The organism is Pantoea sp. SORGH_AS_0659 (assembly GCF_031453915.1).
Classification (GTDB): Bacteria; Pseudomonadota; Gammaproteobacteria; order Enterobacterales; family Enterobacteriaceae; genus Pantoea; species Pantoea leporis.
In genome coordinates this window covers 414,028-440,769 of record NZ_JAVJAK010000001.1, presented here as the reverse complement: position 1 = coordinate 440,769, position 26,742 = coordinate 414,028, and the positions used below count along the sequence as shown (strand labels likewise).

The 26,742-nt window shown below is 52.1% G+C and carries 24 protein-coding genes, 3 tRNA genes, 4 rRNA genes and 1 pseudogene; 16 read left to right on the top strand and 16 right to left on the bottom strand.

The annotated features are described in order from the left end of the window. Positions 1-40 precede the first annotated feature (40 nt). The 10 genes from Q3H59_RS02260 (at position 41) to Q3H59_RS02215 (ending at position 9,892) form a co-directional block, all read left to right on the top strand. The gene (locus tag Q3H59_RS02260; RefSeq protein ID WP_101762833.1) at positions 41-283 is read left to right on the top strand and encodes a YhdT family protein; all 243 of its coding nucleotides are present in this window, start codon (positions 41-43) and stop codon (positions 281-283) included. Continuing rightward, the gene (gene panF, locus Q3H59_RS02255) at positions 273-1,718 is read left to right on the top strand and encodes a sodium/pantothenate symporter (RefSeq protein ID WP_192236096.1); all 1,446 of its coding nucleotides are present in this window, start codon (positions 273-275) and stop codon (positions 1,716-1,718) included. Before Q3H59_RS02260 ends, panF begins: the two co-directional genes overlap by 11 nt. Before the next feature lie 11 nt (positions 1,719-1,729). Then, on the top strand, positions 1,730-2,611 hold the full coding sequence (gene prmA / locus Q3H59_RS02250) for a 50S ribosomal protein L11 methyltransferase (RefSeq protein ID WP_309832935.1): 882 nt from the start codon (positions 1,730-1,732) through the stop codon (positions 2,609-2,611). A 241-nt stretch (positions 2,612-2,852) separates the two neighbouring features. After that, the gene (locus Q3H59_RS02245) at positions 2,853-3,542 is read left to right on the top strand and encodes a carbonic anhydrase (protein ID WP_192236094.1); all 690 of its coding nucleotides are present in this window, start codon (positions 2,853-2,855) and stop codon (positions 3,540-3,542) included. Between the two features lie 364 nt (positions 3,543-3,906). Beyond that, positions 3,907-4,872 (top strand): tRNA dihydrouridine synthase DusB, encoded by a 966-nt coding sequence (gene dusB / locus Q3H59_RS02240; protein ID WP_101762829.1) that lies wholly within the window; start codon positions 3,907-3,909, stop codon positions 4,870-4,872. 24 nt (positions 4,873-4,896) lie between these two features. Further along, positions 4,897-5,193, top strand: coding sequence for a DNA-binding transcriptional regulator Fis (gene fis / locus Q3H59_RS02235; protein WP_007891954.1), 297 nt, complete (start codon positions 4,897-4,899; stop codon positions 5,191-5,193). 542 nt (positions 5,194-5,735) lie between these two features. Next, positions 5,736-6,761, top strand: a complete 1,026-nt coding sequence (locus Q3H59_RS02230) for an amino acid ABC transporter substrate-binding protein (protein ID WP_101762828.1) — start codon at positions 5,736-5,738, stop codon at positions 6,759-6,761. A 66-nt stretch (positions 6,762-6,827) separates the two neighbouring features. Then, positions 6,828-8,006 carry an amino acid ABC transporter permease gene (locus Q3H59_RS02225; RefSeq protein WP_101762827.1) on the top strand — a complete coding sequence of 393 codons (1,179 nt, stop codon included), beginning with the start codon at positions 6,828-6,830 and terminating at the stop codon, positions 8,004-8,006. Between the two features lie 15 nt (positions 8,007-8,021). Then, the gene (locus Q3H59_RS02220) at positions 8,022-9,122 is read left to right on the top strand and encodes an amino acid ABC transporter permease (RefSeq protein ID WP_061720212.1); all 1,101 of its coding nucleotides are present in this window, start codon (positions 8,022-8,024) and stop codon (positions 9,120-9,122) included. Positions 9,123-9,130: 8 nt separating this feature from the next. Then, positions 9,131-9,892, top strand: a complete 762-nt coding sequence (locus Q3H59_RS02215; protein ID WP_061720213.1) for an amino acid ABC transporter ATP-binding protein — start codon at positions 9,131-9,133, stop codon at positions 9,890-9,892. A 155-nt stretch (positions 9,893-10,047) separates the two neighbouring features. On the opposite strand, the gene rrf (Q3H59_RS02210) is transcribed toward Q3H59_RS02215, so the two are convergent. The 7 genes from rrf (Q3H59_RS02210) to Q3H59_RS02180 all read right to left on the bottom strand — a co-directional run bounded on the left by rrf (Q3H59_RS02210) (position 10,048) and on the right by Q3H59_RS02180 (position 15,647). Next, a 5S ribosomal RNA gene (rrf, locus tag Q3H59_RS02210) occupies positions 10,048-10,163 on the bottom strand. A 36-nt stretch (positions 10,164-10,199) separates the two neighbouring features. Further along, positions 10,200-10,275: transfer RNA gene (locus Q3H59_RS02205), tRNA-Thr, on the bottom strand. A 15-nt stretch (positions 10,276-10,290) separates the two neighbouring features. After that, a 5S ribosomal RNA gene (rrf, locus tag Q3H59_RS02200) occupies positions 10,291-10,406 on the bottom strand. A 225-nt stretch (positions 10,407-10,631) separates the two neighbouring features. Then, positions 10,632-13,536: ribosomal RNA gene (locus Q3H59_RS02195) — 23S ribosomal RNA — on the bottom strand. Positions 13,537-13,738: 202 nt separating this feature from the next. Next, positions 13,739-13,814 (bottom strand) — tRNA-Ala (locus Q3H59_RS02190). 143 nt (positions 13,815-13,957) lie between these two features. Further along, positions 13,958-14,034, bottom strand: a tRNA-Ile gene (locus Q3H59_RS02185). Between the two features lie 73 nt (positions 14,035-14,107). Then, positions 14,108-15,647, bottom strand: a 16S ribosomal RNA gene (locus Q3H59_RS02180). The 16S, 23S and 5S rRNA genes sit together here with 3 tRNA genes alongside, the layout of an rRNA operon. Positions 15,648-16,139: 492 nt before the next feature. Between Q3H59_RS02180 and Q3H59_RS02175 the strand changes: the two genes are divergently transcribed. Further along, the gene (locus Q3H59_RS02175) at positions 16,140-16,694 is read left to right on the top strand and encodes a gamma carbonic anhydrase family protein (RefSeq protein ID WP_137386627.1); all 555 of its coding nucleotides are present in this window, start codon (positions 16,140-16,142) and stop codon (positions 16,692-16,694) included. Between the two features lie 9 nt (positions 16,695-16,703). Here Q3H59_RS02175 and aroE read toward each other — a convergent pair whose 3' ends face one another. The 5 genes from aroE to dprA are packed head-to-tail and all read right to left on the bottom strand — an operon-like array spanning position 16,704 to position 20,252. Next, a complete protein-coding gene (aroE, locus tag Q3H59_RS02170; RefSeq protein ID WP_309832925.1) occupies positions 16,704-17,525 on the bottom strand; it encodes a shikimate dehydrogenase in 822 nt (273 codons plus the stop codon). 3 nt (positions 17,526-17,528) lie between these two features. Continuing rightward, positions 17,529-18,104 carry an L-threonylcarbamoyladenylate synthase type 1 TsaC gene (gene tsaC, locus Q3H59_RS02165; protein WP_192414906.1) on the bottom strand — a complete coding sequence of 192 codons (576 nt, stop codon included), beginning with the start codon at positions 18,102-18,104 and terminating at the stop codon, positions 17,529-17,531. Next, positions 18,101-18,655, bottom strand: a complete 555-nt coding sequence (locus Q3H59_RS02160; RefSeq protein ID WP_309832922.1) for a topoisomerase DNA-binding C4 zinc finger domain-containing protein — start codon at positions 18,653-18,655, stop codon at positions 18,101-18,103. The genes tsaC and Q3H59_RS02160 overlap by 4 nt, the downstream gene beginning before the upstream one ends. Positions 18,656-18,682: 27 nt before the next feature. After that, positions 18,683-19,156, bottom strand: a complete 474-nt coding sequence (smg, locus tag Q3H59_RS02155; RefSeq protein WP_007891699.1) for a DUF494 family protein Smg — start codon at positions 19,154-19,156, stop codon at positions 18,683-18,685. After that, the gene (gene dprA / locus Q3H59_RS02150) at positions 19,128-20,252 is read right to left on the bottom strand and encodes a DNA-protecting protein DprA (RefSeq protein ID WP_309832920.1); all 1,125 of its coding nucleotides are present in this window, start codon (positions 20,250-20,252) and stop codon (positions 19,128-19,130) included. The genes smg and dprA overlap by 29 nt, the downstream gene beginning before the upstream one ends. A 115-nt stretch (positions 20,253-20,367) precedes the next feature. Here dprA and def point away from each other — a divergent pair, with 115 nt between their 5' ends. From def to mscL, 5 genes are all read left to right on the top strand, one after another. Further along, complete coding sequence (gene def, locus Q3H59_RS02145) at positions 20,368-20,880, top strand: peptide deformylase (RefSeq protein WP_008104717.1); 513 nt, start codon at positions 20,368-20,370, stop codon at positions 20,878-20,880. A gap of 21 nt (positions 20,881-20,901) precedes the next feature. Then, positions 20,902-21,846 (top strand): methionyl-tRNA formyltransferase, encoded by a 945-nt coding sequence (gene fmt / locus Q3H59_RS02140; RefSeq protein ID WP_101762571.1) that lies wholly within the window; start codon positions 20,902-20,904, stop codon positions 21,844-21,846. Between the two features lie 45 nt (positions 21,847-21,891). Then, positions 21,892-23,178, top strand: coding sequence for a 16S rRNA (cytosine(967)-C(5))-methyltransferase RsmB (gene rsmB, locus Q3H59_RS02135; protein ID WP_309832917.1), 1,287 nt, complete (start codon positions 21,892-21,894; stop codon positions 23,176-23,178). A gap of 31 nt (positions 23,179-23,209) precedes the next feature. Next, positions 23,210-24,586 (top strand): Trk system potassium transporter TrkA, encoded by a 1,377-nt coding sequence (gene trkA / locus Q3H59_RS02130; protein ID WP_007891694.1) that lies wholly within the window; start codon positions 23,210-23,212, stop codon positions 24,584-24,586. 110 nt (positions 24,587-24,696) lie between these two features. Further along, entirely contained in the window at positions 24,697-25,110 is a 414-nt protein-coding gene (gene mscL / locus Q3H59_RS02125) for a large-conductance mechanosensitive channel protein MscL (protein ID WP_007891693.1), read from the top strand. Positions 25,111-25,154: 44 nt separating this feature from the next. On the opposite strand, the pseudogene Q3H59_RS02120 reads toward mscL, so the two are convergent. The 4 genes and pseudogenes from Q3H59_RS02120 to rplQ form a co-directional block, all read right to left on the bottom strand. Continuing rightward, positions 25,155-25,346: pseudogene (locus tag Q3H59_RS02120) on the bottom strand (alternative ribosome-rescue factor A); the annotation flags it as partial. 50 nt (positions 25,347-25,396) lie between these two features. Continuing rightward, complete coding sequence (gene zntR / locus Q3H59_RS02115; protein ID WP_309832912.1) at positions 25,397-25,834, bottom strand: Zn(2+)-responsive transcriptional regulator; 438 nt, start codon at positions 25,832-25,834, stop codon at positions 25,397-25,399. Position 25,835: 1 nt separating this feature from the next. Further along, positions 25,836-26,207 (bottom strand): DUF1992 domain-containing protein, encoded by a 372-nt coding sequence (locus Q3H59_RS02110; protein WP_101762567.1) that lies wholly within the window; start codon positions 26,205-26,207, stop codon positions 25,836-25,838. Between the two features lie 113 nt (positions 26,208-26,320). After that, complete coding sequence (gene rplQ / locus Q3H59_RS02105) at positions 26,321-26,707, bottom strand: 50S ribosomal protein L17 (RefSeq protein ID WP_008104728.1); 387 nt, start codon at positions 26,705-26,707, stop codon at positions 26,321-26,323. Positions 26,708-26,742 lie beyond the last annotated feature (35 nt).

Sequence of the window (26,742 nt, the reverse complement as noted above, 5' to 3'; positions counted from 1 at the left end):
CTCCGGCCTTTTTCATTTTTGTCGCCTTTGAGGTTACATAATGGATTGGCGTTTTTTACAAGCAAACAAAGAGGCGCGCTGGTCACTTTATCTGACGCTGGCCTACCTTGCCGTTTGGGGACTTTCTGCCTGGCTGGGCGGCAATGAGATCGGCTTGTTTGGCTTACCAAGGTGGTTCGAGCTTTCGTGTCTGTTCGCTCCGCTGCTGTTTATTGTGTTGTGCTGGCTGATGGTGCGCGTGCTGTTCCGCGACATGTCGCTGGAGGATAACGATGGACTCTGAAATCATTCTTCCGCTGTTGGCCTATCTGGTGCTGATCGCCGCGCTGTCGGTGTTTGCCATGCGCAAGCAGCGTCAGGGCAACTTCCTGAGCGAATACTTCCTCGGCAGCCGTTCGATGGGCGGCTTTGTGCTGGCCATGACCATCACCACCACATATATCAGCGCCAGCTCGTTCATTGGCGGCCCCGGCGCAGCCTATAAATATGGCCTTGGCTGGGTGCTGCTGGCGATGATTCAGGTGCCTGCCGTCTGGCTTTCGCTTGGCGTGTTAGGCAAGAAATTCGCCATTCTGGCGCGTCGCTACAACGCCGTGACGCTCAACGACATGTTGTATGGCCGCTACGGCAGCACGCTGCTGATTTGGCTCTCCAGCATCAGTTTGTTGGTGGCGTTTATCGGCGCAATGACCGTGCAGTTCATCGGCGGTGCGCGCCTGCTGGAAACAGCGGCCGGCATTCCTTATGACACCGGCCTGCTGATCTTCGGCGGCACCATCGCGCTCTACACCGCTTTCGGTGGCTTCCGCGCCAGCGTGCTGAACGATGCGATGCAAGGTTTGGTAATGCTGATCGGCACCTTCCTGCTGCTGTTTGCAGTGATTCACCACGCTGGCGGATTAGCCTCCGCAGTGACCAAACTGCATGATATCGATCCGCAGCTGACCTCACCGGAAGGCGTGGGCAATGTCATCAACCCAACTTTCCTCAGCTCGTTTGCCGTGCTGGTGTGTTTCGGGGTGATTGGTCTGCCCCACACCGCGGTGCGCTGTATTTCGTATAAAGACAGCAAAGCCATGCATCGTGGCATTGTACTCGGCACCATTGTAGTGGTGATCCTGATGCTTGGTATGCATCTGGCCGGCGCGCTGGGGCGCGTAATTTTGCCCGATCTCACCATCCCCGATCGCGTGATTCCTACGCTGATGATTACCGTATTACCGCCCATGGCGGCGGGCGTATTTCTTGCGGCGCCGATGGCGGCCATTATGTCGACCATCAACGCGCAGTTGCTGCAATCCTCCGCTACGCTGATCAAAGATCTCTACCTGCGTATTGCCCCGCAGCACAGTGAAAATGAAGCGCGCCTGCGCATGCTGTCAGGCACCATCACTTTTGTGCTCGGTGTGCTGCTATTGCTGGCAGCGTGGAATCCGCCCGATATGATTATCTGGCTGAATCTGCTGGCATTTGGTGGCCTTGAAGCGGTATTTCTATGGCCGCTGGTGCTGGGTTTGTACTGGGAGCGCGCCAACTCCACCGGTGCGATCAGCGGCATGCTGGTCGGCGCGGGATGCTATACGCTGCTTGCCAGCCTGAATATTGAGTGGTGGGGCTTCCACCCGATCGTTCCGTCATTGACCTTAAGCCTGCTGGCCTTCCTGGTGGGCAATCTGTTTGGCCGCACGCCTGCAAAGCATGCCGCGGCACTGGAATAAAGAGAAACGCTATGCCTTGGATTCAAATCAAAATTAACAGCACCGGCGAAAACGCCGAAACCCTGAGCGATGCGCTGATGGAGGTTGGCGCGGTGTCGGTCACTTTTCAGGACACGCACGACAATCCAGTGTACGAGCCGCTGCCGGGCGAAACGCTGCTGTGGGGCGATACCGATGTCATCGGCCTGTTCGACGCTGAAACCGAGATGAGCGATGTGGTGGCCGAGTTAAGCCAGCATCCGCTGCTGGGATCCGCGTTTCGCCATAAGATCGAGCAGATCGAAGATAAAGACTGGGAGCGCGAATGGATGGATAACTTCCACCCGATGCGTTTCGGTGAGCGTCTGTGGATCTGCCCAAGCTGGCGCGATGTGCCGGATCCAAATGCCGTCAATGTGATGCTGGATCCGGGCCTCGCCTTTGGTACCGGCACGCATCCTACCACATCGATGTGTTTGACCTGGCTTGATGGCCTGGATCTGCAGGGCAAAACGGTGATCGACTTTGGCTGTGGCTCCGGCATTCTCGCTATCGCTGCACTGAAATTGGGCGCGGCGCAGGCGATCGGCATTGATATCGATCCGCAGGCGATTCAGGCCAGCCGTGATAACGCCGAGCGTAATGGCGTCTCTGAGCGTCTGGCGCTCTATCTGCCCCACCAGCAGCCGGAAAACTTGCAGGCTGACGTGGTGGTCGCCAACATCCTCGCGGGTCCGCTGCGTGAGCTGGCACCGCTGATTAGCGTGCTGCCGAAAGCCAGCGGTCATCTTGGATTGTCCGGCGTGTTAGCGAGCCAGGCTGAAAGCGTGTGTGAAGCCTACGCTGAGCGTTTTGAGCTCGACGCGGTTGCAGAGAAAGAAGAGTGGTGCCGCATCACCGGCGTACGCCGCTAACCTGCCCGCTTGCCAGTCGGGCTAACTGACTGGCAAGCCGTACTATTTTTCTGAGACCCGTCTCAAAGCGCCAGCCCTTCTCATCCGTTGCCGTTTCTTTACATTTCAGTCATTACAATCCTGCTCCAGGCGATAGCGCTATCCCTGCTGGCAATGCCTTTGATGGCATTTCACTTCGATAAATCGCTGAAAGTAATGGATGATGAAAAAGAAACTTTGTTTATTCGCTCTGCTGACAAGCATGGCATCGTATGCGCACGCTCACAGCTCAAACTGGTCTTATGAAGCGCCGGATGAATGGGGCAATCTGCACGCCGATTATCACACCTGTAAAAGCGGTGTGAACCAGTCGCCTGTCGATATCCGCAAGGTGGTGAATGGACAATTGCCGCCGCTAACGTTGAGCTATCAAGCCAAACAAAAATCCATCATCAATAACGGTCACACCATCCAGATCAACGTCAAAGATGGCGATGCGCTCGCGCTGGATGGCGAAGCTTATACGCTGCGTCAGTTCCACTTCCATACGCCGAGCGAAAATCTGATTGATGGCAAACGCTTTCCGCTGGCCGCGCATTTCGTCCATGCCAGCGAAGAGGGACATCTGGCGGTGGTTGGCGTGATGTTTGAAGCCGGGGCAGAAAACCCTGCGCTGGCGGAGATCCTGCGTGAGCTGCCACCTGAAGTTAACAAAGAGGCGGCGCTGCAACAGCCACTCAATCTCAGCGCTTTGATTCCGGGTCAAAAGAACTACTATCGCTTTAGCGGTTCGTTGACGACGCCACCTTGTACTGAAGGTGTGCGCTGGTTAGTGATGAAGCAAACTGTTTCGGCATCAACTGAACAGCTTAAAACGTTCGCCAAACGGTTAGGTGAGCATGGCAACAGTCGCCCAGTACAGCCGCTGAATGGTCGCGTGGTTATTGAATAGTAGCCTGATGTCTGAGGTTATATCTGTCACTCCTCCACGACGTAGGTTTCTGGGGAGTGACGCTAACCCTACGTGACTAAGTAGTTCAATTAATAATCATAATGGCGTCATTTCTTTCGCTAATTACTGGAAGAAGCGGTTTTTATGTTGTGATTTCGGTCATGTTTTGAGAAAAATTTTTGTACACAATTTCAGCATATTTTTTTAATCTCATGAATTATAAAGATTAATAACTCATCCCTTACTGGATAACGCTATTTCCGTGCTCTGTGAGAGCGAATTGTTCAAAGTTTGGCCTTTCATCTTCTTTAAAAAATGCGTAATATACGCCGCCTTGCGAACAGTTAGGGTCACTTCTTTTTTCATGCGCATTGGACAACATCAGCTACGTAATCGACTCATTGCTGCGCCTATGGCCGGAGTATCCGATAAGCCATTTCGCACCCTGTGTTACGAGAACGGCGCCGGTATGACTGTCTCCGAGATGCTGTCGTCGAACCCGGAAGTTTGGGCCAGTGACAAATCCCGTTTGCGCATGGTGCATAGTGACGAGCCTGGTATCCGCGCCGTGCAAATTGCCGGTTGCGATCCTGATGAGATGGCTGCTGCCGCGCGCATTAATGTGGCGTCTGGCGCGCAGATTATCGATATCAACATGGGCTGCCCGGCCAAAAAAGTGAATCGTAAGATGGCAGGTTCAGCGCTGCTACAACATCCGCAACTGGTGGAGTCGATTCTCACCGCGGTGGTTAATGCAGTGGATGTACCGGTTACGCTGAAAATTCGTACCGGCTGGGACAAAGAAAATCGTAATTGTGTAGAGATTGCCCAATTGGCTGAACGCTGTGGCATTCAGGCTCTCACCATTCATGGCCGCACGCGCGCCTGTTTGTTTGAGGGATTTGCTGAATACGACAGCATTCGGACAGTTAAGCAGAGCGTTTCCATTCCGATTATTGCGAATGGCGACATTACTGACCCGCATAAAGCCAGAGCGGTGCTCGACTATACCGGAGCCGATGCTCTTATGGTTGGCCGTGCCGCTCAGGGAAGACCGTGGATCTTCCGGGAAATCCAGCATTATCTGGACACAGGGGAGCTGCTGGCACCGAAGCCGCTGGCTGAAGTGAAGCAAATGCTGATTGGACATATACGGGAGCTGCACGACTTTTACGGTCAGCGCAAAGGATACCGTATTGCCCGAAAACACGTTTCCTGGTATTTGCAGGAAAGTGCTCCTGATGACCAGTTTCGGCGCACATTCAACGCCATAGAGGATGCCAGCGAACAGCTGGAGGCGTTGGAGGCATACTTCGAAAATCTTGCGTAAACGAAATAAAGAGCTGAAAGAACTATGTTCGAACAACGCGTAAATTCTGACGTACTCACCGTTTCTACCGTTAACTCTCAGGATCAGGTGACCCAAAAGCCACTGCGTGATTCGGTTAAACAGTCACTGAAGAACTATTTTGCTCAACTGAACGGTCAGGATGTGAGTGACCTGTATGAGCTGGTATTGGCAGAAGTCGAGCAGCCTCTGTTGGACATGGTGATGCAGTACACCCGTGGCAACCAGACCCGTGCAGCTCTGATGATGGGTATCAACCGCGGTACCCTGCGTAAGAAGCTGAAAAAATACGGCATGAACTAATCTGTTCGTTGCTGCGATAACGCCAGCCTTGCGGCTGGCGTTTTTGTTTCTGCTGCCGGTAATTTCCTGAGGTTAAAAACGCATGAAACAATTGGCGCGATAATGGTAACGATAGTTGCAATTGCAGCAGTGATATCCTATCCCTCTTAGCAACGCATTCCCCCTCACTTTATTACGCGCTCACTTATCCTTTCATCACCCTTCAGCCCGCTTTCTCTGTGATCCTCAACCGCTTCGGCCGTAAGCGTGCAAACTCATACATCCACTCCTGAGCGTTAGCTCACACTGCTTCCATATAGTGAAACTTTTTGCACTATTTGTGATCGTGTCGTCTCGTCATGCTGCCTTTTGGTGCGCCATATTAGCCAGAATCTTCTGAGTGCTTCAGTTTATTAAAAGATCTTTCCAGAGAATTCAGGATTCTGCAAACCTGGCATCAGGTTTGCAGAGTTGTGGATGGCTAACCACCACAGACAGAAAACAGCGCACATTAAAGTGCGCGCAAACATAACAACACACGATATCGCCACACAGGATGCTTTATGAAAAAGATGATGCTTTCCACTCTGGTCGCTGCAGCCTCGCTGTTAGCCGTTGCTCAACAAGCGCACGCTGGCACCACGCTGGATGCCATTAAGAAGAAAGGTTTTATACAGTGCGGCATCAGTGACGGCCTGCCTGGGTTCTCTTATGCTGACTCTAACGGCAAATTCACCGGTATTGACGTGGATGTATGCCGTGCAGCCGCTGCCGCAGTATTTGGCGACGCAACTAAAGTGAAATACACCCCGCTGACCGCGAAAGAACGCTTCACCGCGCTGCAGTCTGGCGAAGTAGACATCTTATCTCGTAACACCACATGGACCTCATCACGCGATGGCGGCATGGGCTTCCTGTTTGCAGGCGTGAACTATTACGACGGTATCGGCTTCCTGACGCACCAGAAAGCCGGTCTGAAAAGTGCTAAAGAGTTGGATGGCGCCACCGTGTGTATTCAGGCCGGTACTGATACCGAGCTGAACGTGGCTGACTACTTCAAAACCCATAAAATGCAGTACACCCCCGTGACCTTCGACCGCTCTGACGAATCCGCTAAAGCGCTCGACAGCGGCCGTTGCGACACCCTCGCTTCTGACCAATCTCAGCTGTATGCGCTGCGTATCAAACTTGGCAAGCCAGACGAGTTCATTGTACTGCCAGAAGTGATCTCGAAAGAGCCGCTGGGGCCCGTGGTACGTCGCGGTGATGACGATTGGTTCACCATCGTCAAATGGTCGCTGTATGCCATGCTGAACGCGGAAGAGATGGGTATCAGCTCTAAAAATGTCGATGACATGGTAGCGAAACCGACTACGCCGGATATGGCACATCTGCTGGGCGCGGAAGGTGACTTCGGTAAAGACCTGAAGCTCGATAACAAGTGGGCTTACAACATCATCAAACAAGTGGGTAACTATCAGGAAGTGTTCGACCGTAACGTCGGTAAAGACAGCGCACTGAAAATTAAGCGCGGCCAGAATGCGCTGTGGAATGCGGGCGGCATCCAGTACGCTCCGCCAGTTCGTTAATTCCATTCTGCCAGTCGGGCACCGCATCCTGCGGTGCCCACGCGTAATCTTCACTGAGGTTTTAACATGTCGCAACGCCCAACCGTAAAAAGGGATTTTTCGTTCGGTAATCCTACGGTTCGCGCCTGGCTTTACCAGATCGTCGCGATTGTTGCCGTGCTTGCTGTGGTGGGATATTTAATCCACAACACCGTAATCAATCTGGCCAATCGTGGCATCACTTCCGGATTCGGGTTTCTGGATCGCAGTGCCGGCTTCGGCATTGTCCAGCACCTGATCGATTACACCGAAGGCGACACCTACGCGCGCGTGTTTATGGTGGGGTTGACCAACACCCTGCTGGTTTCCGCGCTCTGTATTGTTTTCGCTTCGATCCTTGGCTTTGCCGTGGGCCTGGCTCGCTTGTCTGAGAACTGGCTGCTGCGCAAGCTTTCAACCATTTATATCGAGACCTTCCGTAATATCCCGCCGCTGCTGCAGATCTTTTTCTGGTACTTCGCGGTACTGCGTAACCTGCCCGGCCCACGTCAGGCACTCAACGCTTTTGATTTGGCATTCGTCAGCAATCGCGGTTTGTATATTCCGTGGCCCGAGTACGCACCTGGCACATGGCCATTCCTGATCGCGCTGGCGTTAGCGGTGCTGGGTTGCGTGGCGCTGTTCCGCTACAACCGTAAGCATCAGTTAAAAACCGGCCAACTGCGTCGCACCTGGCCGGCTGCGGTTGGGTTGCTGATTCTACTGCCGCTGATTGCTCATACCTTGTTTGGCGTTGCCATGCATTGGGATGTGCCGGAACTGCGTGGATTTAACTTCCGCGGCGGTTTCGTGATGATCCCTGAGCTCGCCGCGTTGACTCTCGCGCTGTCGGTTTATACCTCGTCGTTCATCGCCGAAGTGATTCGTTCCGGTATTCAGTCGGTGCCACATGGTCAAAGCGAAGCCGCACGTTCGCTCGGTTTACCTAATCCAGTGACCATGCGACAGGTGATCATTCCGCAGGCAATGCGTGTGATTATCCCGCCACTCACCAGCCAGTACCTCAACATCGTGAAAAACTCATCGCTGGCGGCCGCTATCGGCTATCCAGATATGGTTTCGCTGTTTGCCGGTACCGTGCTGAACCAAACCGGTCAGGCGATAGAAACCATCGCGATTACCATGGCGGTTTACCTGATTATCAGCCTGATCATTTCACTGCTGATGAACCTCTACAATCGCAAAATTGCGCTGGTTGAGCGTTAAGAGAACGGGATCATTATGTCTGTTACTACACATGAAACACCGCCGATTCCGACCAATCCACTTAGCAAGGCTTGGCTCTGGGCACGCAAAAATCTGTTCTCCAGCTGGCTGAATACATTGCTGACGTTGTTCAGCATCTGGCTTATCTGGAACGTGATTCCTCCGGCACTGAACTGGCTGGTATTTCAGGCTAACTGGATTGGTGAGACGCGCGCAGACTGTACCAAAGAAGGCGCATGTTGGGTGTTTATCCATGCACGCTTTGGCCAGTTTATGTATGGACTCTATCCGCATGAACTGCGCTGGCGCATCAACCTGTCGCTGGTCATCGGCTTGCTCTCGATTATTCCGATGTTCATCAAATCAATGCCGCGTCGCGGTCGCTACATCGCTTGTTGGGCGGTGGTCTATCCGATTGTGGTTTGGTTCCTGATGTACGGTGGTTATTTCGGTTTAGAGCGCGTAGAGACTCGCCAGTGGGGCGGCCTGACATTAACGCTGATCATCGCTTCAGTGGGGATTGCCGGCGCGCTGCCGTTGGGGATTTTACTGGCGCTGGGACGCCGCTCTGAAATGCCGGTGGTGCGTACACTTTCGATCATCTTCATTGAGTTCTGGCGTGGTGTACCGCTGATCACCGTGCTGTTTATGTCGTCGGTGATGCTGCCGCTGTTTATGGCGGAAGGTACTACCATCGACAAACTGGTGCGTGCGTTGGTTGGCGTGATTTTGTTCCAGTCTGCGTATGTCGCGGAAGTGGTGCGCGGCGGTTTGCAGGCGCTACCAAAAGGCCAATATGAAGCCGCTGAATCTCTGTCGCTGGGCTACTGGAAAACCCAGATGCTGGTGATTTTACCGCAGGCGCTCAAGATGACCATTCCCGGCCTGGTGAATACCATCATTGCGCTGTTTAAAGATACCAGCCTGGTGATCATCATCGGCTTATTCGATCTCTTCAGTAGCGTGCAGCAAGCCACCGTTGACCCAACCTGGTTGGGTATGTCGACGGAAGGCTATGTATTTGCTGCCATGGTTTACTGGATTTTCTGTTTTAGCATGTCGCGCTATAGCCAGTATCTGGAGAAGCGTTTTCACACCGGGCGTGCATCGCACTGAGGCTTAACATGACACAAACTATGACTAATGCGGCTGATGCCATGATGATTACACTCGAAAACGTTAACAAATGGTACGGTCAGTTCCATGTATTGAAAGACATCAATTTAAAAGTAAAACCACGCGAACGTATCGTACTGTGCGGACCGTCCGGTTCGGGTAAATCGACCACTATTCGTTGTATCAATCACCTCGAAGAACATCAGCAAGGACGCATCGTGGTGGATGGCATCCATCTCAATCACGATGTGCGTAATATTGAACGAGTTAGAACCGAAGTCGGCATGGTTTTCCAGCACTTTAATCTTTTCCCGCATCTTACCGTTTTGCAAAACTGTACGCTGGCACCGATTTGGGTACGCAAAATGCCAAAGAAAGAAGCAGAAGAGCTGGCCATGCATTACCTTCAGCGTGTACGCATTGCTGAGCATGCGCATAAATTTCCTGGCCAGCTTTCAGGTGGTCAGCAACAGCGTGTGGCGATCGCCCGTTCACTCTGTATGAAGCCGAAAATTATGCTGTTTGATGAGCCAACCTCCGCGCTCGATCCAGAGATGGTTAAAGAAGTACTCGATACGATGATTGGCCTGGCAGAAGATGGCATGACCATGCTGTGCGTTACCCATGAGATGGGATTTGCGCGTACGGTGGCGGATCGTGTGATCTTCATGGATCGGGGTGAAATTGTGGAAGAAGCCCCACCTCAGGAGTTCTTTGCCAATCCGAAATCAGAACGTACACGTGCGTTTCTGTCACAGGTTATTCATTGATATCCAGTGAGTTAGATTAAGAAACGCCTCTGCTGAAAAGCAGGGGCTTTTTTATAACTGCAATTTGAATTGGATTAGGTTTGTGAGCGGCAGCGGAAGGTTTCCAATGCATACAAAAAAGCCCTGAACTTTCGTTCAGGGCTTCTGTGTTTGATGCCTGGCAGTTCCCTACTCTCGCATGGGGAGACCCCACACTACCATCGGCGCTACGGCGTTTCACTTCTGAGTTCGGCATGGGGTCAGGTGGGACCACCGCGCTAAAGCCGCCAGGCAAATTCTGTAATTTACCGAACTCACGCTTTAAAACTGGTGCTGATACCCAGAGTCGAACTGGGGACCTCACCCTTACCAAGGGTGCGCTCTACCAACTGAGCCATATCAGCACACTTTAATTTGATGCCTGGCAGTTCCCTACTCTCGCATGGGGAGGCCCCACACTACCATCGGCGCTACGGCGTTTCACTTCTGAGTTCGGCATGGGGTCAGGTGGGACCACCGCGCTAAAGCCGCCAGGCAAATTCTTTGTGCTCTGTCCTGCGTCTTTTACGCTGCTGCCGCGTTGGCTGCGTTCGCGCCGCTCAGTCACATACCTCAGTATGCTCCTTCACGTCGTCTCGCTTGCCGCCTTGCTTCAGCGCAAAATCCTTCGGACTCACGTCCGCAGAACAAAGCTGTATTCTTTATCCGGTAAAACAAGCTGAAAATCCGGTCTCTCAGACCAAAACGCCTCTGGCGTTGTAAGGTTAAGCCTCACGGGTCATTAGTACCGGTTAGCTCAACGCATCGCTGCGCTTACACATCCGGCCTATCAACGTCGTAGTCTTCAACGTCCCTTCAGGACTCTCAAGGAGTCAGGGAGAACTCATCTCGGGGCAAGTTTCGTGCTTAGATGCTTTCAGCACTTATCTTTTCCGCACTTAGCTACCGGGCAGTGCCATTGGCATGACAACCCGAACACCAGTGGTGCGTTCACTCCGGTCCTCTCGTACTAGGAGCAACCCCCCTCAATTCTCCAGCGCCCACGGCAGATAGGGACCGAACTGTCTCACGACGTTCTAAACCCAGCTCGCGTACCACTTTAAACGGCGAACAGCCGTACCCTTGGGACCTACTTCAGCCCCAGGATGTGATGAGCCGACATCGAGGTGCCAAACACCGCCGTCGATATGAACTCTTGGGCGGTATCAGCCTGTTATCCCCGGAGTACCTTTTATCCGTTGAGCGATGGCCCTTCCATTCAGAACCACCGGATCACTATGACCTGCTTTCGCACCTGCTCGAGCCGTCACTCTCGCAGTCAAGCTGGCTTATGCCATTGCACTAACCTCCTGATGTCCGACCAGGATTAGCCAACCTTCGTGCTCCTCCGTTACTCTTTGGGAGGAGACCGCCCCAGTCAAACTACCCACCAGACACTGTCCGCAGCCCGGGTAACGGGCCTACGTTAGAACATCAAACATTAAAGGGTGGTATTTCAAGGTTGGCTCCACGCAGACTGGCGTCCACGCTTCAAAGCCTCCCACCTATCCTACACATCAAGGCTCAATGTTCAGTGTCAAGCTATAGTAAAGGTTCACGGGGTCTTTCCGTCTTGCCGCGGGTACACTGCATCTTCACAGCGATTTCAATTTCACTGAGTCTCGGGTGGAGACAGCCTGGCCATCATTACGCCATTCGTGCAGGTCGGAACTTACCCGACAAGGAATTTCGCTACCTTAGGACCGTTATAGTTACGGCCGCCGTTTACCGGGGCTTCGATCAAGAGCTTCTCCTTGCGGATAACCCCATCAATTAACCTTCCGGCACCGGGCAGGCGTCACACCGTATACGTCCACTTTCGTGTTTGCACAGTGCTGTGTTTTTAATAAACAGTTGCAGCCAGCTGGTATCTTCGACTGCCTTCAGCTCCATCCGCGAGGGACTTCACCTGATGACAGCGTGCCTTCTCCCGAAGTTACGGCACCATTTTGCCTAGTTCCTTCACCCGAGTTCTCTCAAGCGCCTTGGTATTCTCTACCTGACCACCTGTGTCGGTTTGGGGTACGATTTCGTGTTACCTGGAGCTTAGAGGCTTTTCCTGGAAGCAGGGCATCAGTTACTTCACCACCGTGGTGGCTCGTCGTCACGCCTCAGCCTTAAGATACCCCGGATTTACCAAAGGTATCAGCCTACACGCTTAAACCGGGACAACCGTCGCCCGGATAACCTAGCCTTCTCCGTCCCCCCTTCGCAGTAACACCAAGTGCAGGAATATTAACCTGCTTCCCATCGACTACGCTTTTCAGCCTCGCCTTAGGGGTCGACTCACCCTGCTCCGATTAACGTTGAACAGGAACCCTTGGTCTTCCGGCGAGCGGGCTTTTCACCCGCTTTATCGTTACTTATGTCAGCATTCGCACTTCTGATACCTCCAGCATGCCTCACAGCACACCTTCAACGGCTTACAGAACGCTCCCCTACCCAACAACACATAGTGTCGCTGCCGCAGCTTCGGTGCATGGTTTAGCCCCGTTACATCTTCCGCGCAGGCCGACTCGACCAGTGAGCTATTACGCTTTCTTTAAATGATGGCTGCTTCTAAGCCAACATCCTGGCTGTCTGTGCCTTCCCACATCGTTTCCCACTTAACCATGACTTTGGGACCTTAGCTGGCGGTCTGGGTTGTTTCCCTCTTCACGACGGACGTTAGCACCCGCCGTGTGTCTCCCGTGATAACATTCTCCGGTATTCGCAGTTTGCATCGGGTTGGTAAGCCGGGATGGCCCCCTAGCCGAAACAGTGCTCTACCCCCGGAGATGAGTTCACGAGGCGCTACCTAAATAGCTTTCGGGGAGAACCAGCTATCTCCCGGTTTGATTGGCCTTTCACCCCCAGCCACAAGTCATCCGCTAATTTTTCAACATTAGTCGGTTCGGTCCTCCAGTTAGTGTTACCCAACCTTCAACCTGCCCATGGCTAGATCACCGGGTTTCGGGTCTATACCCTGCAACTTAACGCCCAGTTAAGACTCGGTTTCCCTGCGGCTCCCCTATACGGTTAACCTTGCTACAGAATATAAGTCGCTGACCCATTATACAAAAGGTACGCAGTCACCCCATTAAAGAGGCTCCCACTGCTTGTACGTACACGGTTTCAGGTTCTGTTTCACTCCCCTCGCCGGGGTTCTTTTCGCCTTTCCCTCACGGTACTGGTTCACTATCGGTCAGTCAGGAGTATTTAGCCTTGGAGGATGGTCCCCCCATATTCAGACAGGATACCACGTGTCCCGCCCTACTCTTCGAACTCACAGAATGTGCACTTTCGTGTACGGGACTATCACCCGGTATCGTGCGACTTTCCAGACGCTTCCACTAACGCACAAACTGATTCAGGTTCTGGGCTGTTCCCCGTTCGCTCGCCGCTACTGGGGGAATCTCGGTTGATTTCTTTTCCTCCGGGTACTTAGATGTTTCAGTTCCCCGGGTTCGCCTCGCAACACTATGTATTCATGTTGCGATGATGCACTGGGTGCACCGGGTTTCCCCATTCGGACATCGTCGGCTGTAGCGGTTCATATCACCTTACCGACGCTTTACGCAGATTAGCACGTCCTTCATCGCCTCTGACTGCCAGGGCATCCACCGTGTACGCTTAGTCGCTTAACCTCACAACCCACAGGCGTTTTGCAACGCGCGCAGACTGCAAGCATTTGAGAGACTCGAACATATCGCCGCTTCATTCTTATTACGGAGAATGAAGACGATACGTCGTTTCAATTTTCAGCTTGTTCCGGATTGTTAAAGAGCATAATACTTCGCAGCACACCGTTTCCGGTTTGCTCTGAAGTATTGTTTTGAGTCACTGTAATGGTGGAGCTAAGCGGGATCGAACCGCTGACCTCCTGCGTGCAAGGCAGGCGCTCTCCCAGCTGAGCTATAGCCCCATACAGTTACTGCAGAGACCACTACTACCACTCACCAGGAGTTCCGTTTTTGACAAACGGTAATTTCTTTTCAGGCAAGGCAAAGTGGCGCGACGTATAGTTCACTATACGAGCGGCGCTTTAACGCAGCATGAGAAGAAATTTGGTAGGCCTGAGTGGACTTGAACCACCGACCTCACCCTTATCAGGGGTGCGCTCTAACCACCTGAGCTACAAGCCTGTAGAGGTTTTTTCTGCTCGTTACTTTCTATCAGACAATCTGTGTGAGCACTTCGCGGGAAAGTATCTTCAGGTAAGGAGGTGATCCAACCGCAGGTTCCCCTACGGTTACCTTGTTACGACTTCACCCCAGTCATGAATCACAAAGTGGTAAGCGCCCTCCCGAAGGTTAAGCTACCTACTTCTTTTGCAACCCACTCCCATGGTGTGACGGGCGGTGTGTACAAGGCCCGGGAACGTATTCACCGTAGCATTCTGATCTACGATTACTAGCGATTCCGACTTCACGGAGTCGAGTTGCAGACTCCGATCCGGACTACGACGCACTTTATGAGGTCCGCTTGCTCTCGCGAGGTCGCTTCTCTTTGTATGCGCCATTGTAGCACGTGTGTAGCCCTACTCGTAAGGGCCATGATGACTTGACGTCATCCCCACCTTCCTCCAGTTTATCACTGGCAGTCTCCTTTGAGTTCCCGGCCGAACCGCTGGCAACAAAGGATAAGGGTTGCGCTCGTTGCGGGACTTAACCCAACATTTCACAACACGAGCTGACGACAGCCATGCAGCACCTGTCTCAGAGTTCCCGAAGGCACCAAAGCATCTCTGCTAAGTTCTCTGGATGTCAAGAGTAGGTAAGGTTCTTCGCGTTGCATCGAATTAAACCACATGCTCCACCGCTTGTGCGGGCCCCCGTCAATTCATTTGAGTTTTAACCTTGCGGCCGTACTCCCCAGGCGGTCGACTTAACGCGTTAGCTCCGGAAGCCACTCCTCAAGGGAACAACCTCCAAGTCGACATCGTTTACGGCGTGGACTACCAGGGTATCTAATCCTGTTTGCTCCCCACGCTTTCGCACCTGAGCGTCAGTCTTTGTCCAGGGGGCCGCCTTCGCCACCGGTATTCCTCCAGATCTCTACGCATTTCACCGCTACACCTGGAATTCTACCCCCCTCTACAAGACTCCAGCCTGCCAGTTTCGAATGCAGTTCCCAGGTTAAGCCCGGGGATTTCACATCCGACTTGACAGACCGCCTGCGTGCGCTTTACGCCCAGTAATTCCGATTAACGCTTGCACCCTCCGTATTACCGCGGCTGCTGGCACGGAGTTAGCCGGTGCTTCTTCTGCGGGTAACGTCAATCGGTGAAGCTATTAACTTCACCGCCTTCCTCCCCGCTGAAAGTACTTTACAACCCGAAGGCCTTCTTCATACACGCGGCATGGCTGCATCAGGCTTGCGCCCATTGTGCAATATTCCCCACTGCTGCCTCCCGTAGGAGTCTGGACCGTGTCTCAGTTCCAGTGTGGCTGGTCATCCTCTCAGACCAGCTAGGGATCGTCGCCTAGGTGAGCCATTACCCCACCTACTAGCTAATCCCATCTGGGCACATCCGATGGTGTGAGGCCCGAAGGTCCCCCACTTTGGTCTTGCGACGTTATGCGGTATTAGCTACCGTTTCCAGTAGTTATCCCCCTCCATCGGGCAGTTTCCCAGACATTACTCACCCGTCCGCCACTCGTCACCCGAGAGCAAGCTCTCTGTGCTACCGTTCGACTTGCATGTGTTAGGCCTGCCGCCAGCGTTCAATCTGAGCCATGATCAAACTCTTCAATTTAAGTTTGATTTGCTGAAACCAGTTCAGCGATGCTCATCTGTAAAACGTCATAATGAATTTCATTATGTGTTCACTCGTGAGGCTTTGATATTTTTTTGCGTCCGGAGACGCGGATATCAATCCTGCGAGTGCCCACACAGATTGTCTGATAAATTGTTAAAGAGCGTTGCGAACAGCGGCTGAACCGTCTGTCGCGAGGTGGCGTATACTACGCTACTCTCCTTCGGAGTCAAACACTTTTTTCAGCGTTTTTATCCGGCGGGATGAATTTCTTCACTCCCTGCCAAGCCGTCTGCGTTGCCGCTTTGCCGTCTCAGTGGTGGCGCATTATAGGGATCCGAATTTTTTGCACAACCCCTTTTTTCGATCTTTTTAATCGACTGGCGAGTTTTCACTCTTTTCGCTGCGATCGCGAGCGATCCGCTCAAAAATCATCTTGTTTATCCGCCTTTTAAGCCGCAGGCTTGGGTAAAAACGTAAAAGGAGAAGATCATGTCCACAGCCCTACGACCTTATAAGAACCATTTCCCGCAACAAGGCGATCGCGTGATGATCGATAACAGCAGCGTGGTGGTGGGTGAAGTACAACTCGACGATGACGTTAGCATCTGGCCGCTGGTTGCGATTCGTGGTGACGTCAATAAAGTGGTGATAGGCAAAAGAAGCAATATTCAGGATGGCAGCGTACTGCACGTCACTCACAAGTCCAGCAGCAATCCGGAAGGTTATCCGCTGATTGTTGGCGAAGATGTCACGGTAGGGCATAAAGCGATGCTGCACGGCTGTACTATCGGCAATCGCGTACTGGTTGGAATGGGATCCATTCTGCTGGACGGCGTGATCGTTGAAGATGATGTGATGATTGGCGCTGGCAGTTTGGTGCCGCCAGGTAAACGACTGGAAAGTGGCTACCTGTATTTAGGCAGCCCGGTTAAGCAGGTCCGCCCACTCAGTGAAGCGGAAATCGCCGGGCTGCTTTACTCATCCAATAACTATGTCGGTTGGAAGAATGAATATCTCTCTCAGGAAAGCCAATCTCATTCCTGATCGCCAATTTTATTCCTGCTGCATCGACTGCTTTAGTTTGGCTATCACTGGCGTGATCTCTGGCATCACGCCATGCCATAAATGGAAAGCGTGAGCGGCTTGCCCTACTAACATGCCAACACCATCCGCCAGCTGCTGCGCGCCCTGCTGCTGGCACCACAGTAAGAATGGCGTCAAACCTTGTTGATAAAACATGTCATAACAACGCGTTTGCGCATTAATTAGCGATGTGGCTAACGCCGGAACTTTGCCATCAACACCGCTCGAGGTCGCATTAATGATCAGATTAAATTGCTGATCCACTAATTGCTCAAAGCTGGCCGCTTTGATATCCCCGCTATGCTGGAAAATCTCTGCCAGCTGCTCGGCGCGTGCCACGGTGCGATTCACTACCACCAGCGAACATCCGAATGAAAGCAGCGGCAGGATTACGCCACGCGCAGCACCACCGGCGCCCACCAGCAGAATTCGATCGCCTGGATGGATCATCTGCAGTCGTTCCAGATCGCTGAGCAAGCCGATGCCATCGGTGTTATCGCCGAAGATCTTGCCCTGCGCATCTTTCTTTAACGTATTAACCGCACCAGACAATGCCGCACGCTCGCTAAGCTCATCGGCAAATTCCCACGCCTGCTGTTTAAAAGGCAGCGTGACATTGGCACCTTTGCCGCCATGCGCAAAAAAATCGGCGATCGACTGAGGAAAACCCTCAAGTGGCGCGCACTCCTTGCCATATTGATGCTCAATGCCGGTTTGCTCAGCGAACAAGCTATGAATGAAAGGAGATTTGCTATGCGCAATTGGGTGACCAAAAACGGCAAAATTTTCCATGCGTTAGCCCTGACGAATAAGTTCACCGCTAATAACGTCGCGGATTTCAGAAGGATTCAGTCGCCCACCCGTTTCAGCATGTAAGACTGGGAACTGCGGACCAAATTGCTCAGCAACCTCTTCCACATTACGACAAGGTGGTTCGCCGGAAAGATTGGCGCTGGTCGAAACCAGAGGTTTACCAAAACCGCGACACAAAGCCTGTACGTCCGGATGATCGCTAACGCGAATGGCCAGTGAGTCAAAACGCCCCGTTAACCAACGCGGCGTATGTGGCGAAGCTGGCACTACATAGGTTACCGGGCCAGGCCAACTGGCAAACATACGCTCGCGCTGCAGCACAGAGAGTTCACGGTCGGCGATATAAGGTTCCAGCTGCGCGTAATCGGCTGCAATCAAAATGAGTCCCTTCTCGACTGGACGCTGCTTGAGCGCCAAAAGCGCCATTACGGCATTCTCGCTGTCGGGATCGCAGCCCAATCCAAATACGGCTTCGGTTGGATAGGCGATAACTTCCTGTTGCTGTAGCCTCTCAATGCAAAAATCGAGACTACCCGCTGAATACTGGCTTGGCTTCATGATGATGATGCGTCCTGGACAATGGGCTTACCGCAGCGTTTGCTGGCGCAGAAGCGCTTCATGCCTTCTGCGGTTTTCTTCTCTATTAATAAAGGGAACTGGCAATGCGGGCAAACGCCTTCGACCGGCGCTGCGTTAAGGACAAACTGGCAATCTGGATAGCGATCGCAAGAGTAGAAGGTTTTGCCATAGCGCGAGCGCCGCTGTACCAGTTTACCGCTCTGACATTGCGGACAGGCGATAGCTGTTTCATCAGGCTTGTCGATGGTTTCGGTGTAATCACATTCCGGGTAGTGACTGCAACCCACGAACATGCCAAATCGCCCCTGACGCAGAACTTTGTCTGCGCCACACTGAGGGCATGCATGGCCTTCCAGCACTTTAACAACGTGCCCATCTCCCTGACTTTTCAGCGGGCGAATGTAATCGCAGGTTGGATAATTTACACACCCCAGAAAAGGGCCGTGTTTGCCGGAACGTATGACTAATTCTGCCCCGCAAGCGGGGCAGGGTTCGTGTTTAGGCACGGAGAATAGTGCTGATTTACTCATATTACCGGTTGCATCAATCGCAAATTATTAATGCAGCATACCTTCATTGACGTCGAATAACAGTTCTTCCATTTGCTGATAGGCGTTTTCACATCCTGGAATGTTAAACAGCACCATCAACACCACCCATTTGAGATCTTCAAGATCGAATTCGAGGGTATCAAGGGCCATTACACGTTCGATGACCATCTCGCGCGTTTCCATATTCAGCACCTGGACCTGTTCCAGGAACAAAATAAAACCGCGACATTCTGCATCTAAACGCTGGTTTTCCTCTTCGGTATAGATTCGCATTGAGAGCGGATCGTTTGCCATGAGTACTGGCGCAACCAAGCCTTCCTGATAATCCGCTAACCGCTCAAGCCAATTCAACGCATTGTAGATATCTTCACGATGAAAACCGGCATCGGTTAAATCATCGGTCAATTTATCCTGATCAACGCGCATTTCAGCTTCGTTGTGGATATACGTCTCAAACAAGTACATAAGTACGTCGAACATGGCATGCCCTCCTCAATCGGACATAGCCGCCGGGTACAGCTGCGATCCATCCTGCTAACTCCAGCTCCAGCAGGTGAGCTGCGATAACTGGCACAGGTTGGCCGGCACGTTCAGCGACGACGTCAACAGGTGTAACCTCATCACCTACGTTAGCCAACACAGTTGCAAATGGCAATGGCACATCGTCACTGTGTTGTGAATATATTGTTTCTGAACTGCTATCAGGCAACCATTGCAGCGTTGAATGTAAATCTTCAAGGATATTGTTAGGATGCGCCACCAGCAGCGCGCCTTGCTGGATAAGCCAGTGCGTACCTTCACTACCCGGATTGCCTAGCGCGCCGGGTAATGCATAAACGTTACGATTTTGTTCCAAAGCGTAGCGTGCCGTCACCAGCGAACCGCTTTTTAACGTGGCTTCAACTACCAGTACGCCAAGACTTAAACCACTGATGATGCGATTACGCCGCGGAAAGTTAACCGCATGCGGTGCCGTATCAAGGGGGAATTCCGAGATCAGTGCCCCACCGCCAGCGATGATCTCACGTGCTAACGCTTGATGACTTTTAGGGTAGATATGCTGCAGACCGCTGCCTAATACTGCAACGGTCTTGCCCTGCACTTCTAACGCGGCCCGATGCGCCACGCCATCGATTCCGCGTGCAAGGCCGCTGGTGATGGTCAATCCACTTAGCGCTAATTGCTGCGTAAACCAGCTTCCCCATTGCTTACCATAATGCGTGCAGTGACGGCTGCCCACGACACCGAGTTGGGGCGTCTGCAAGATGTCCATATTTCCCGCGACATACAGCAATGAGGGACGTCGACTGATTTCCGCTAACGACGAGGGATAATGTTCGTCGATACAGGTAACTACATGATGCTGCTCATCCTCCAGCCATAGATGCGTTCGTGCTAACTGGCGTGGACAAAGCTCTTTAAACTGTTGTCGCTGGGTTTCGTTTAATCCCTGATCCAGTAACAGATCGTCATCAACCTGAGCATCATCCTGCAATGCCTCCGCTAAATGTCTGACAACTCCAGAGCTTAAGCCTTTTACATTTGCCAGCCTGAGCATCCATTCAATTCTCTCCATGCTGCACTCCCTGTCAGCCGCGCTATCATGCGGTGCAATGCTGTCAATCAGACATCAAAAAGTCTACAATATGAGGCAGTAATCTTTTCTTCAACGCATACAGATCTGGATATTTATGTCAGTTTTGCAGGTATTACATTTCCCTGATGATCGCCTTCGCAAAATCGCTGCGCCGGTGGCAACCGTAAACGCAGACGTGCAGCGTATTGTCGACGACATGTTTGAAACCATGTACGCCGAAGAAGGTATTGGCTTAGCGGCGACCCAAGTCGATATTCATCAGCGCATCATTGTTATTGATGTTTCTGAAAACCGTGACGAGCGTTTGGTGCTGATTAATCCGGAACTGCTGGAAAAAAGCGGTGAAACCGGTATTGAAGAAGGCTGCCTTTCTATTCCTGAGCAACGTGCTTTTGTGCCGCGCGCAGAGTGGGTCAAGGTGCGTGCGCAGGATCGTGACGGCAAAAGCTTTGAGCTGGAAACCGACGGTCTGCTGGCGATTTGCATCCAGCATGAAATCGATCATCTCGATGGCAAACTTTTCATTGATTATCTGTCGCCACTGAAACGTCAGCGTATCAAACAGAAACTGGAAAAATTGGCCCGCCTAAACGCACGCGAAGATTAAGTGCTCATTGAAGGTTAAACTGTGTCTGCACCGCTCAAAATTATCTTTGCCGGTACACCTGACTTTGCAGCGCGTCATTTAGACGCGCTACTTGCTTCTGAGCATCAGGTTGTTGGCGTCTTTACCCAGCCCGATCGTCCAGCCGGACGCGGCAATAAGCTTACGTCAAGCCCGGTCAAAGTCCTGGCACAGACGCACGATATTCCGGTATTTCAGCCGAAATCCCTGAAGCCTGAAGAGAACCAGCATCTGGTTGACGATCTGCAGGCCGATATCATGGTGGTGGTCGCTTATGGCTTGATCCTGCCAAAAGCCGTGCTGGCGATGCCGCGCCTGGGTTGTATTAATGTGCATGGTTCGCTGCTGCCACGCTGGCGCGGTGCTGCACCCATCCAACGCTCTCTCTGGGCTGGCGATACCGAAACCGGTGTCACCATTATGCAGATGGATGTTGGCCTCGATACCGGCGACATGCTGCATAAACTCTCCTGCCCAATTACGGCTGAAGACACCAGCGCGTCGCTGTATGAGAAGCTGGCGCAACTCGGCCCGCAAGGCATGCTGTTAACGCTGGATCTGCTAGCAAGCGGTAATGCCAGGCCAGAAGTTCAGGATGAAGCGCTGGTCTCTTATGCTGAGAAACTGAGTAAAGAAGAAGCGCGTCTTGATTGGTCACTTTCAGCAGCGCAGTTGGAACGTTGTATTCGTGCCTTCAATCCATGGCCAATGAGCTATTTCATGATTGAAGAGCAACCGGTAAAAGTCTGGCAGGCAACGGTTTTGCCGCATCAGAACAAGCAACCCGGTGAAATCGTCCATGCTGATAAACAAGGCATTCAGATCGCAACGGCCGATGGTGTGCTGAATCTGGTATCGCTGCAACCTGCCGGTAAAAAAGCCATGTCCGCTCAGGACCTGCTCAATTCGCGCCGCGAATGGTTCGTACCTGGAACCGTTCTGGCCTGATCCTCCAAGCCCGGTTTGACCGGGCTTTTTGTTTGATGAAATAACATGAAAAAAGCTACCAACTTGCGCAGCCTGGCCGCGCAACTCATTGAACGCGTTGTGGACAAAGGCGAATCGCTGAGTGCCATTTTGCCGGGCGCGCAAAAGAACCTATCCGATAAAGATGGCGCGCTGCTGCAAGAACTCTGTTTTGGCGTGATGCGCACGCTGCCGCAGCTAGAAGCCTTAATCGGCAAACTGATGGAGCGCACCTTAACCGGTAAGCAGCGAGTGTTGCATTATCTGTTGATGGTTGGCCTCTATCAGCTGCTATATACCCGCGTGCCGGCCCATGCGGCACTGGCAGAAACCGTGGCGGGTGCTGAAGTGCTGAAGCGCACGGCTTTAAAAGGCCTGTTAAATGGCGTGTTGCGCCAGTTCCTGCGCCAGCAAGAAGCGCTGTTAGCCGAAGTCGATCAGGGCTCGCAACGTTACTGGCATCCAGGCTGGTTGCTGAAACGTCTGCAAGCGGCATGGCCAGAACAGTGGCAACAGATTGTTGAAGCTAACAATCAGCGACCGCCGATGTGGCTGCGAGTCAATCGCCAGCATTACAGTCGCGATGCCTGGCTGGCGCTATTGCAGGCAGAAGAGAAAGTTGCTTTTCCTGGCGATGCACAAGATGCATTGCGACTGGAATCACCCGCTCCAGTCAGCCAGCTGCCGGGTTTCGATCAAGGTTGGGTGACGGTGCAGGATCTTTCTGCACAACGTTGCGCACTGCTGCTTGAGCCAAAAGATGGGGAAACTATTCTCGATCTCTGTGCTGCTCCGGGTGGTAAAACCACGCATATCCTCGAAATCGCGCCGCAGGCCAAAGTCTTAGCCGTCGATGTTGACCCGCAACGCCTGCTCCGTGTGCATGAGAACTTACAGCGCCTGGGCATGCAGGCCGAAGTGCGTCAGGGCGATGGTCGTACACCGGCAGAATGGTGTGGCGATATGCTGTTTGATCGTATCCTGCTCGATGCGCCCTGCTCTGCCACAGGCGTTATTCGCCGCCATCCAGACATCAAGTGGCTACGTCGCGATCGTGATATTCCTGAGCTGGCGAATCTACAGTGCGAAATACTTGAGGCCGTCTGGCCGCGTCTAAAATCTGGCGGCACGATGATATATGCCACCTGCTCAATATTGCCGGAAGAGAATCACAATCAAATCAGTGCCTTTTTGGCAGCGCACAGCGACGCCGTGGCCGAGAAGTTGCCACAGGGCCAGGATAATGGCTGGCAGGTTTTCCCGACCATCGATGGCGGCGACGGCTTCTTCTACGCTAAGCTGATGAAAAAATAGTGCTGCGCATACTGACAAGAGCATCTAAGCCATGAAAATCATTATCCTCGGCGCCGGCCAGGTCGGCGGAACCCTGGCAGAAAATCTGGTCGGGGAAAATAACGATATCACCGTCGTCGATAGCGATGCGACGCGTTTACGCGTATTGCAGGACAAATTTGATCTGCGCGTCGTGCATGGTCACGGATCACATCCGCGTATTTTGCGTGAAGCCGGTGCTGAAGATGCAGATATGCTGGTGGCGGTAACCAACTCCGATGAAACTAACATGGTGGCTTGTCAGATTGCGTATTCCCTTTTCAATACGCCCAATCGTATCGCGCGTATTCGCGCCGCTGAATACTTACGCGATGCTGAGAAGCTGTTTGTACCTGAAGCCGTACCAATTGATCATCTGATCTCTCCTGAGCAGTTGGTGATCGACAATATCTACCGCCTGATTCAGTATCCTGGCGCACTTCAGGTAGTGAATTTTGCCGAAGGCAAAGTGAGCCTCGCTGTGGTTAAAGCCTATTATGGCGGACCGCTGGTCGGGAATCCTTTGTCGATCATGCGTGAACATATGCCGCATATTGATACGCGAGTCGCGGCGATTTTTCGTCAGGATCGTCCCATTCGTCCCCAGGGTTCTACGATTGTGGAAGCCGGCGATGAAGTGTTCTTTATTGCCGCGAGCCAACACATCCGCGCGGTGATGAGTGAAATGCAGCGTCTGGAAAAACCGTATAAGCGCATCATGTTAGTTGGCGGCGGAAATATCGGCTTTGGATTGGCGCAGCGGCTGGAAAAACAGTACAGCGTGAAGTTGATCGAACGTAATCAACAACGCGCGGCAGAACTGGCAGAACGTTTGCACGATACTATCGTGTTTTACGGTGATGCCTCGGATCAGGAATTGCTGGCCGAAGAGCATGTCGATCAGGTGGATCTCTTCATCGCGGTCACTAACGACGATGAAGCCAATATTATGTCGGCCATGCTGGCTAAGAAAATGGGTGCGAAAAAAGTAATGGTGCTGATCCAGCGCCGCGCCTACGTCGATCTTGTTCAAGGTAGCGTGATCGACATTGCGATCTCGCCGCAACAAGCCACGATCTCGGCGCTGCTAAGTCACGTACGTAAAGCCGATATCGTGGGCGTGTCCTCACTGCGTCGCGGTATTGCAGAAGCAATCGAAGCGATCGCACACGGCGATGAAACCACCTCACGCGTGGTTGGGCGTTTGATAGAAGATATTAAGTTGCCGCCGGGAACCATTATCGGTGCTGTGGTGCGCGGTGATGAGGTGATCATCGCCAATGATAACGTGCGCGTCGAACAGGGCGATCACGTAATTATGTTCCTGACGGATAAGAAGTTTGTGCCCGATGTTGAGCGCCTGTTCCAGCCAAGTCCATTCTTCCTGTAAAAGCTGCGGGCGAAAGCCCGCCGTGAAAATTTCGCTTAATCCATTGTTCTAATGGCAATTGCACAAAGGTTTGTTAGACTTTAGCCATTGGCCAAGGCAAGGAGATAACAATGAGTTTATTCAAAGAGTTTCGTGATTTTGCAATGCGCGGGAACGTGGTTGATCTGGCGGTAGGTGTCATCATCGGTGCCGCTTTTGGTAAGATTGTTTCTTCACTGGTCGCCAATATCATCATGCCGCCACTTGGCTTGCTGATTGGTGGCGTCGATTTCAAACAGTTTAAATGGATATTAAAACCGGCAGAAGGTGATATTCCTGCTGTGGTAATGGAGTACGGTAACTTTATTCAGACCGTGTTCGATTTCGTTATTGTTGCCTTCGCGATATTCCTGGCAATTAAAGTAATGAACAAGCTGTATCAGAAAAAAGAAGTTGAGAAAGCGGCACCTAAGCCGACGAATGAAGAGTTACTGCTCACTGAAATCCGTGACCTGTTAAAACAACAAAATCACGATAAATTATAATAAAAAAGCCGCCCACGTAAGGCGGCTTTTTTGTCTTTAAAGAAGAAGGCCAGTGATAAACTTTTCTGCTTATCACTGGCCTCCCAGTTACGTCCTTTGCCATGTTTGTCTTTACGTTGATAGCTGCCCTTTCCTTTCTGATTCTTCTCAATGCGCTGCCTAAACAGTGGATCATGTAATAATGCTTCCAGTGCATTATCGTTGATTTTACCTTTTTGGTGCTGATAGCGAGTCATCTCGTCCTCCGGTTATTAACGGCGCAACTATATTCCTTCCAGCGCAAAATTCAATCCTTACTACAACAAATTTCCGGCTGCGGCTCCTCACCTCTCTCCAGAGCTTCAAGTATTGAACAGCAAGCGCTGCTATGTATTTCGCCGCAGCAGGTTTCAGCTAAACGATGCAATGAACGTTGAATCGTCTGTAGTTCGGCAATCATGCCATTCACTTCATCCAATCTTTTCGCCACAATGGCTTTGGATTCCTGGCAAGTATGATGTTCAGGATCGATGCGGATTGACAATAAACCACGGATTGACTCTAAGCTAAAGCCGAGTTGGCGACCATAACGAATAAAACGCAGCCGCTGTAAATCATCGTCGCTATAAAGACGAAAACCGCCCTCAGTGCGTACCTCATGATTCATCATCTGCTGTTTTTCATAAAAGCGGATGGTGTCTGGCGTCACATCCGCCATTTTTGCCAGCTGCCCAATCCGATACATGCTATTTCTCCCGCTGCAAATGATGATGGATGTTATCGCTATACTCGCCGCGCAAAAATTCGGTACTGATTCCGGCTTGCTGGAGTTTTATTTCTAGCAGAGCTAAGCGTTTCGATAGTTCTCGCGCCTTGCCATCGTCAGGATCCAGTTCGCGTAGCAGATCGTTTACCGCCAATGCTTCTCGACGCATTTCAAGTTCCGGAGGTAAGTAACCAGAATTTTTCAACAGCCGATATGCCGTGCGCAGTTCAACTGGCACTCCGCTGTCATCATCTAGCTGTAAAGGTGCACCTTCGCCGGGCAAATTACTCAGCTCGCCCTTTTCCTGAGCTTCACGTATGTGTTGCTCTACAAGTTGATCAATTAGCCACATAAGGGAGTTCCTGATAGGTGTATCAGCCATCAGCATAGCGAAAGGGGAGTAAATGGAAAGGAATTACGGACAATAAAAAACCCGCCGAAGCGGGTTTTTTACGATACTGCAAATTACTCTGCAGTAGCTTCTGCTTGAGCTTCTGGACGATCAACCAGCTCGATGTAAGCCATCGGAGCGTTGTCACCAGCACGGAAGCCACACTTCAAAATGCGAGTGTAACCACCGGCACGGCTCGCGAAACGCGGGCCCAGCTCGTTAAACAGTTTTGCCACGATCTCGTTATCACGAGTGCGGGCGAATGCCAGACGACGATTAGCTACGCTGTCGGTCTTGGCAAGAGTAATCAGCGGCTCAACTACGCGGCGCAGCTCTTTGGCTTTCGGCAGAGTCGTCTTAATGATCTCATGACGAACCAGAGAACCAGCCATGTTGCGGAACATAGCCTGACGATGGCTGCTGTTGCGGTTCAGTTGACGACCACTCTTACGATGGCGCATGACCTTATCCTTCTCAGTGAAACCTTAACCTGTGA

Bases quoted from the DNA above. Each gene is read 5' to 3' on its own strand.
- Q3H59_RS02260 (WP_101762833.1), top strand. From the start codon at position 41: ATGGATTGGCGTTTTTTACAAGCAAACAAAGAGGCGCGCTGGTCACTT.
- panF (WP_192236096.1), top strand. From the start codon at position 273: ATGGACTCTGAAATCATTCTTCCGCTGTTGGCCTATCTGGTGCTGATC.
- prmA (WP_309832935.1), top strand. From the start codon at position 1,730: ATGCCTTGGATTCAAATCAAAATTAACAGCACCGGCGAAAACGCCGAA.
- Q3H59_RS02245 (WP_192236094.1), top strand. From the start codon at position 2,853: ATGGCATCGTATGCGCACGCTCACAGCTCAAACTGGTCTTATGAAGCG.
- dusB (WP_101762829.1), top strand. From the start codon at position 3,907: ATGCGCATTGGACAACATCAGCTACGTAATCGACTCATTGCTGCGCCT.
- fis (WP_007891954.1), top strand. From the start codon at position 4,897: ATGTTCGAACAACGCGTAAATTCTGACGTACTCACCGTTTCTACCGTT.
- Q3H59_RS02230 (WP_101762828.1), top strand. From the start codon at position 5,736: ATGAAAAAGATGATGCTTTCCACTCTGGTCGCTGCAGCCTCGCTGTTA.
- Q3H59_RS02225 (WP_101762827.1), top strand. From the start codon at position 6,828: ATGTCGCAACGCCCAACCGTAAAAAGGGATTTTTCGTTCGGTAATCCT.
- Q3H59_RS02220 (WP_061720212.1), top strand. From the start codon at position 8,022: ATGTCTGTTACTACACATGAAACACCGCCGATTCCGACCAATCCACTT.
- Q3H59_RS02215 (WP_061720213.1), top strand. From the start codon at position 9,131: ATGACACAAACTATGACTAATGCGGCTGATGCCATGATGATTACACTC.
- Q3H59_RS02175 (WP_137386627.1), top strand. From the start codon at position 16,140: ATGTCCACAGCCCTACGACCTTATAAGAACCATTTCCCGCAACAAGGC.
- aroE (WP_309832925.1), bottom strand. From the start codon at position 17,525: ATGGAAAATTTTGCCGTTTTTGGTCACCCAATTGCGCATAGCAAATCT.
- tsaC (WP_192414906.1), bottom strand. From the start codon at position 18,104: ATGAAGCCAAGCCAGTATTCAGCGGGTAGTCTCGATTTTTGCATTGAG.
- Q3H59_RS02160 (WP_309832922.1), bottom strand. From the start codon at position 18,655: ATGAGTAAATCAGCACTATTCTCCGTGCCTAAACACGAACCCTGCCCC.
- smg (WP_007891699.1), bottom strand. From the start codon at position 19,156: ATGTTCGACGTACTTATGTACTTGTTTGAGACGTATATCCACAACGAA.
- dprA (WP_309832920.1), bottom strand. From the start codon at position 20,252: ATGGAGAGAATTGAATGGATGCTCAGGCTGGCAAATGTAAAAGGCTTA.
- def (WP_008104717.1), top strand. From the start codon at position 20,368: ATGTCAGTTTTGCAGGTATTACATTTCCCTGATGATCGCCTTCGCAAA.
- rsmB (WP_309832917.1), top strand. From the start codon at position 21,892: ATGAAAAAAGCTACCAACTTGCGCAGCCTGGCCGCGCAACTCATTGAA.
- trkA (WP_007891694.1), top strand. From the start codon at position 23,210: ATGAAAATCATTATCCTCGGCGCCGGCCAGGTCGGCGGAACCCTGGCA.
- mscL (WP_007891693.1), top strand. From the start codon at position 24,697: ATGAGTTTATTCAAAGAGTTTCGTGATTTTGCAATGCGCGGGAACGTG.
- zntR (WP_309832912.1), bottom strand. From the start codon at position 25,834: ATGTATCGGATTGGGCAGCTGGCAAAAATGGCGGATGTGACGCCAGAC.
- Q3H59_RS02110 (WP_101762567.1), bottom strand. From the start codon at position 26,207: ATGTGGCTAATTGATCAACTTGTAGAGCAACACATACGTGAAGCTCAG.
- rplQ (WP_008104728.1), bottom strand. From the start codon at position 26,707: ATGCGCCATCGTAAGAGTGGTCGTCAACTGAACCGCAACAGCAGCCAT.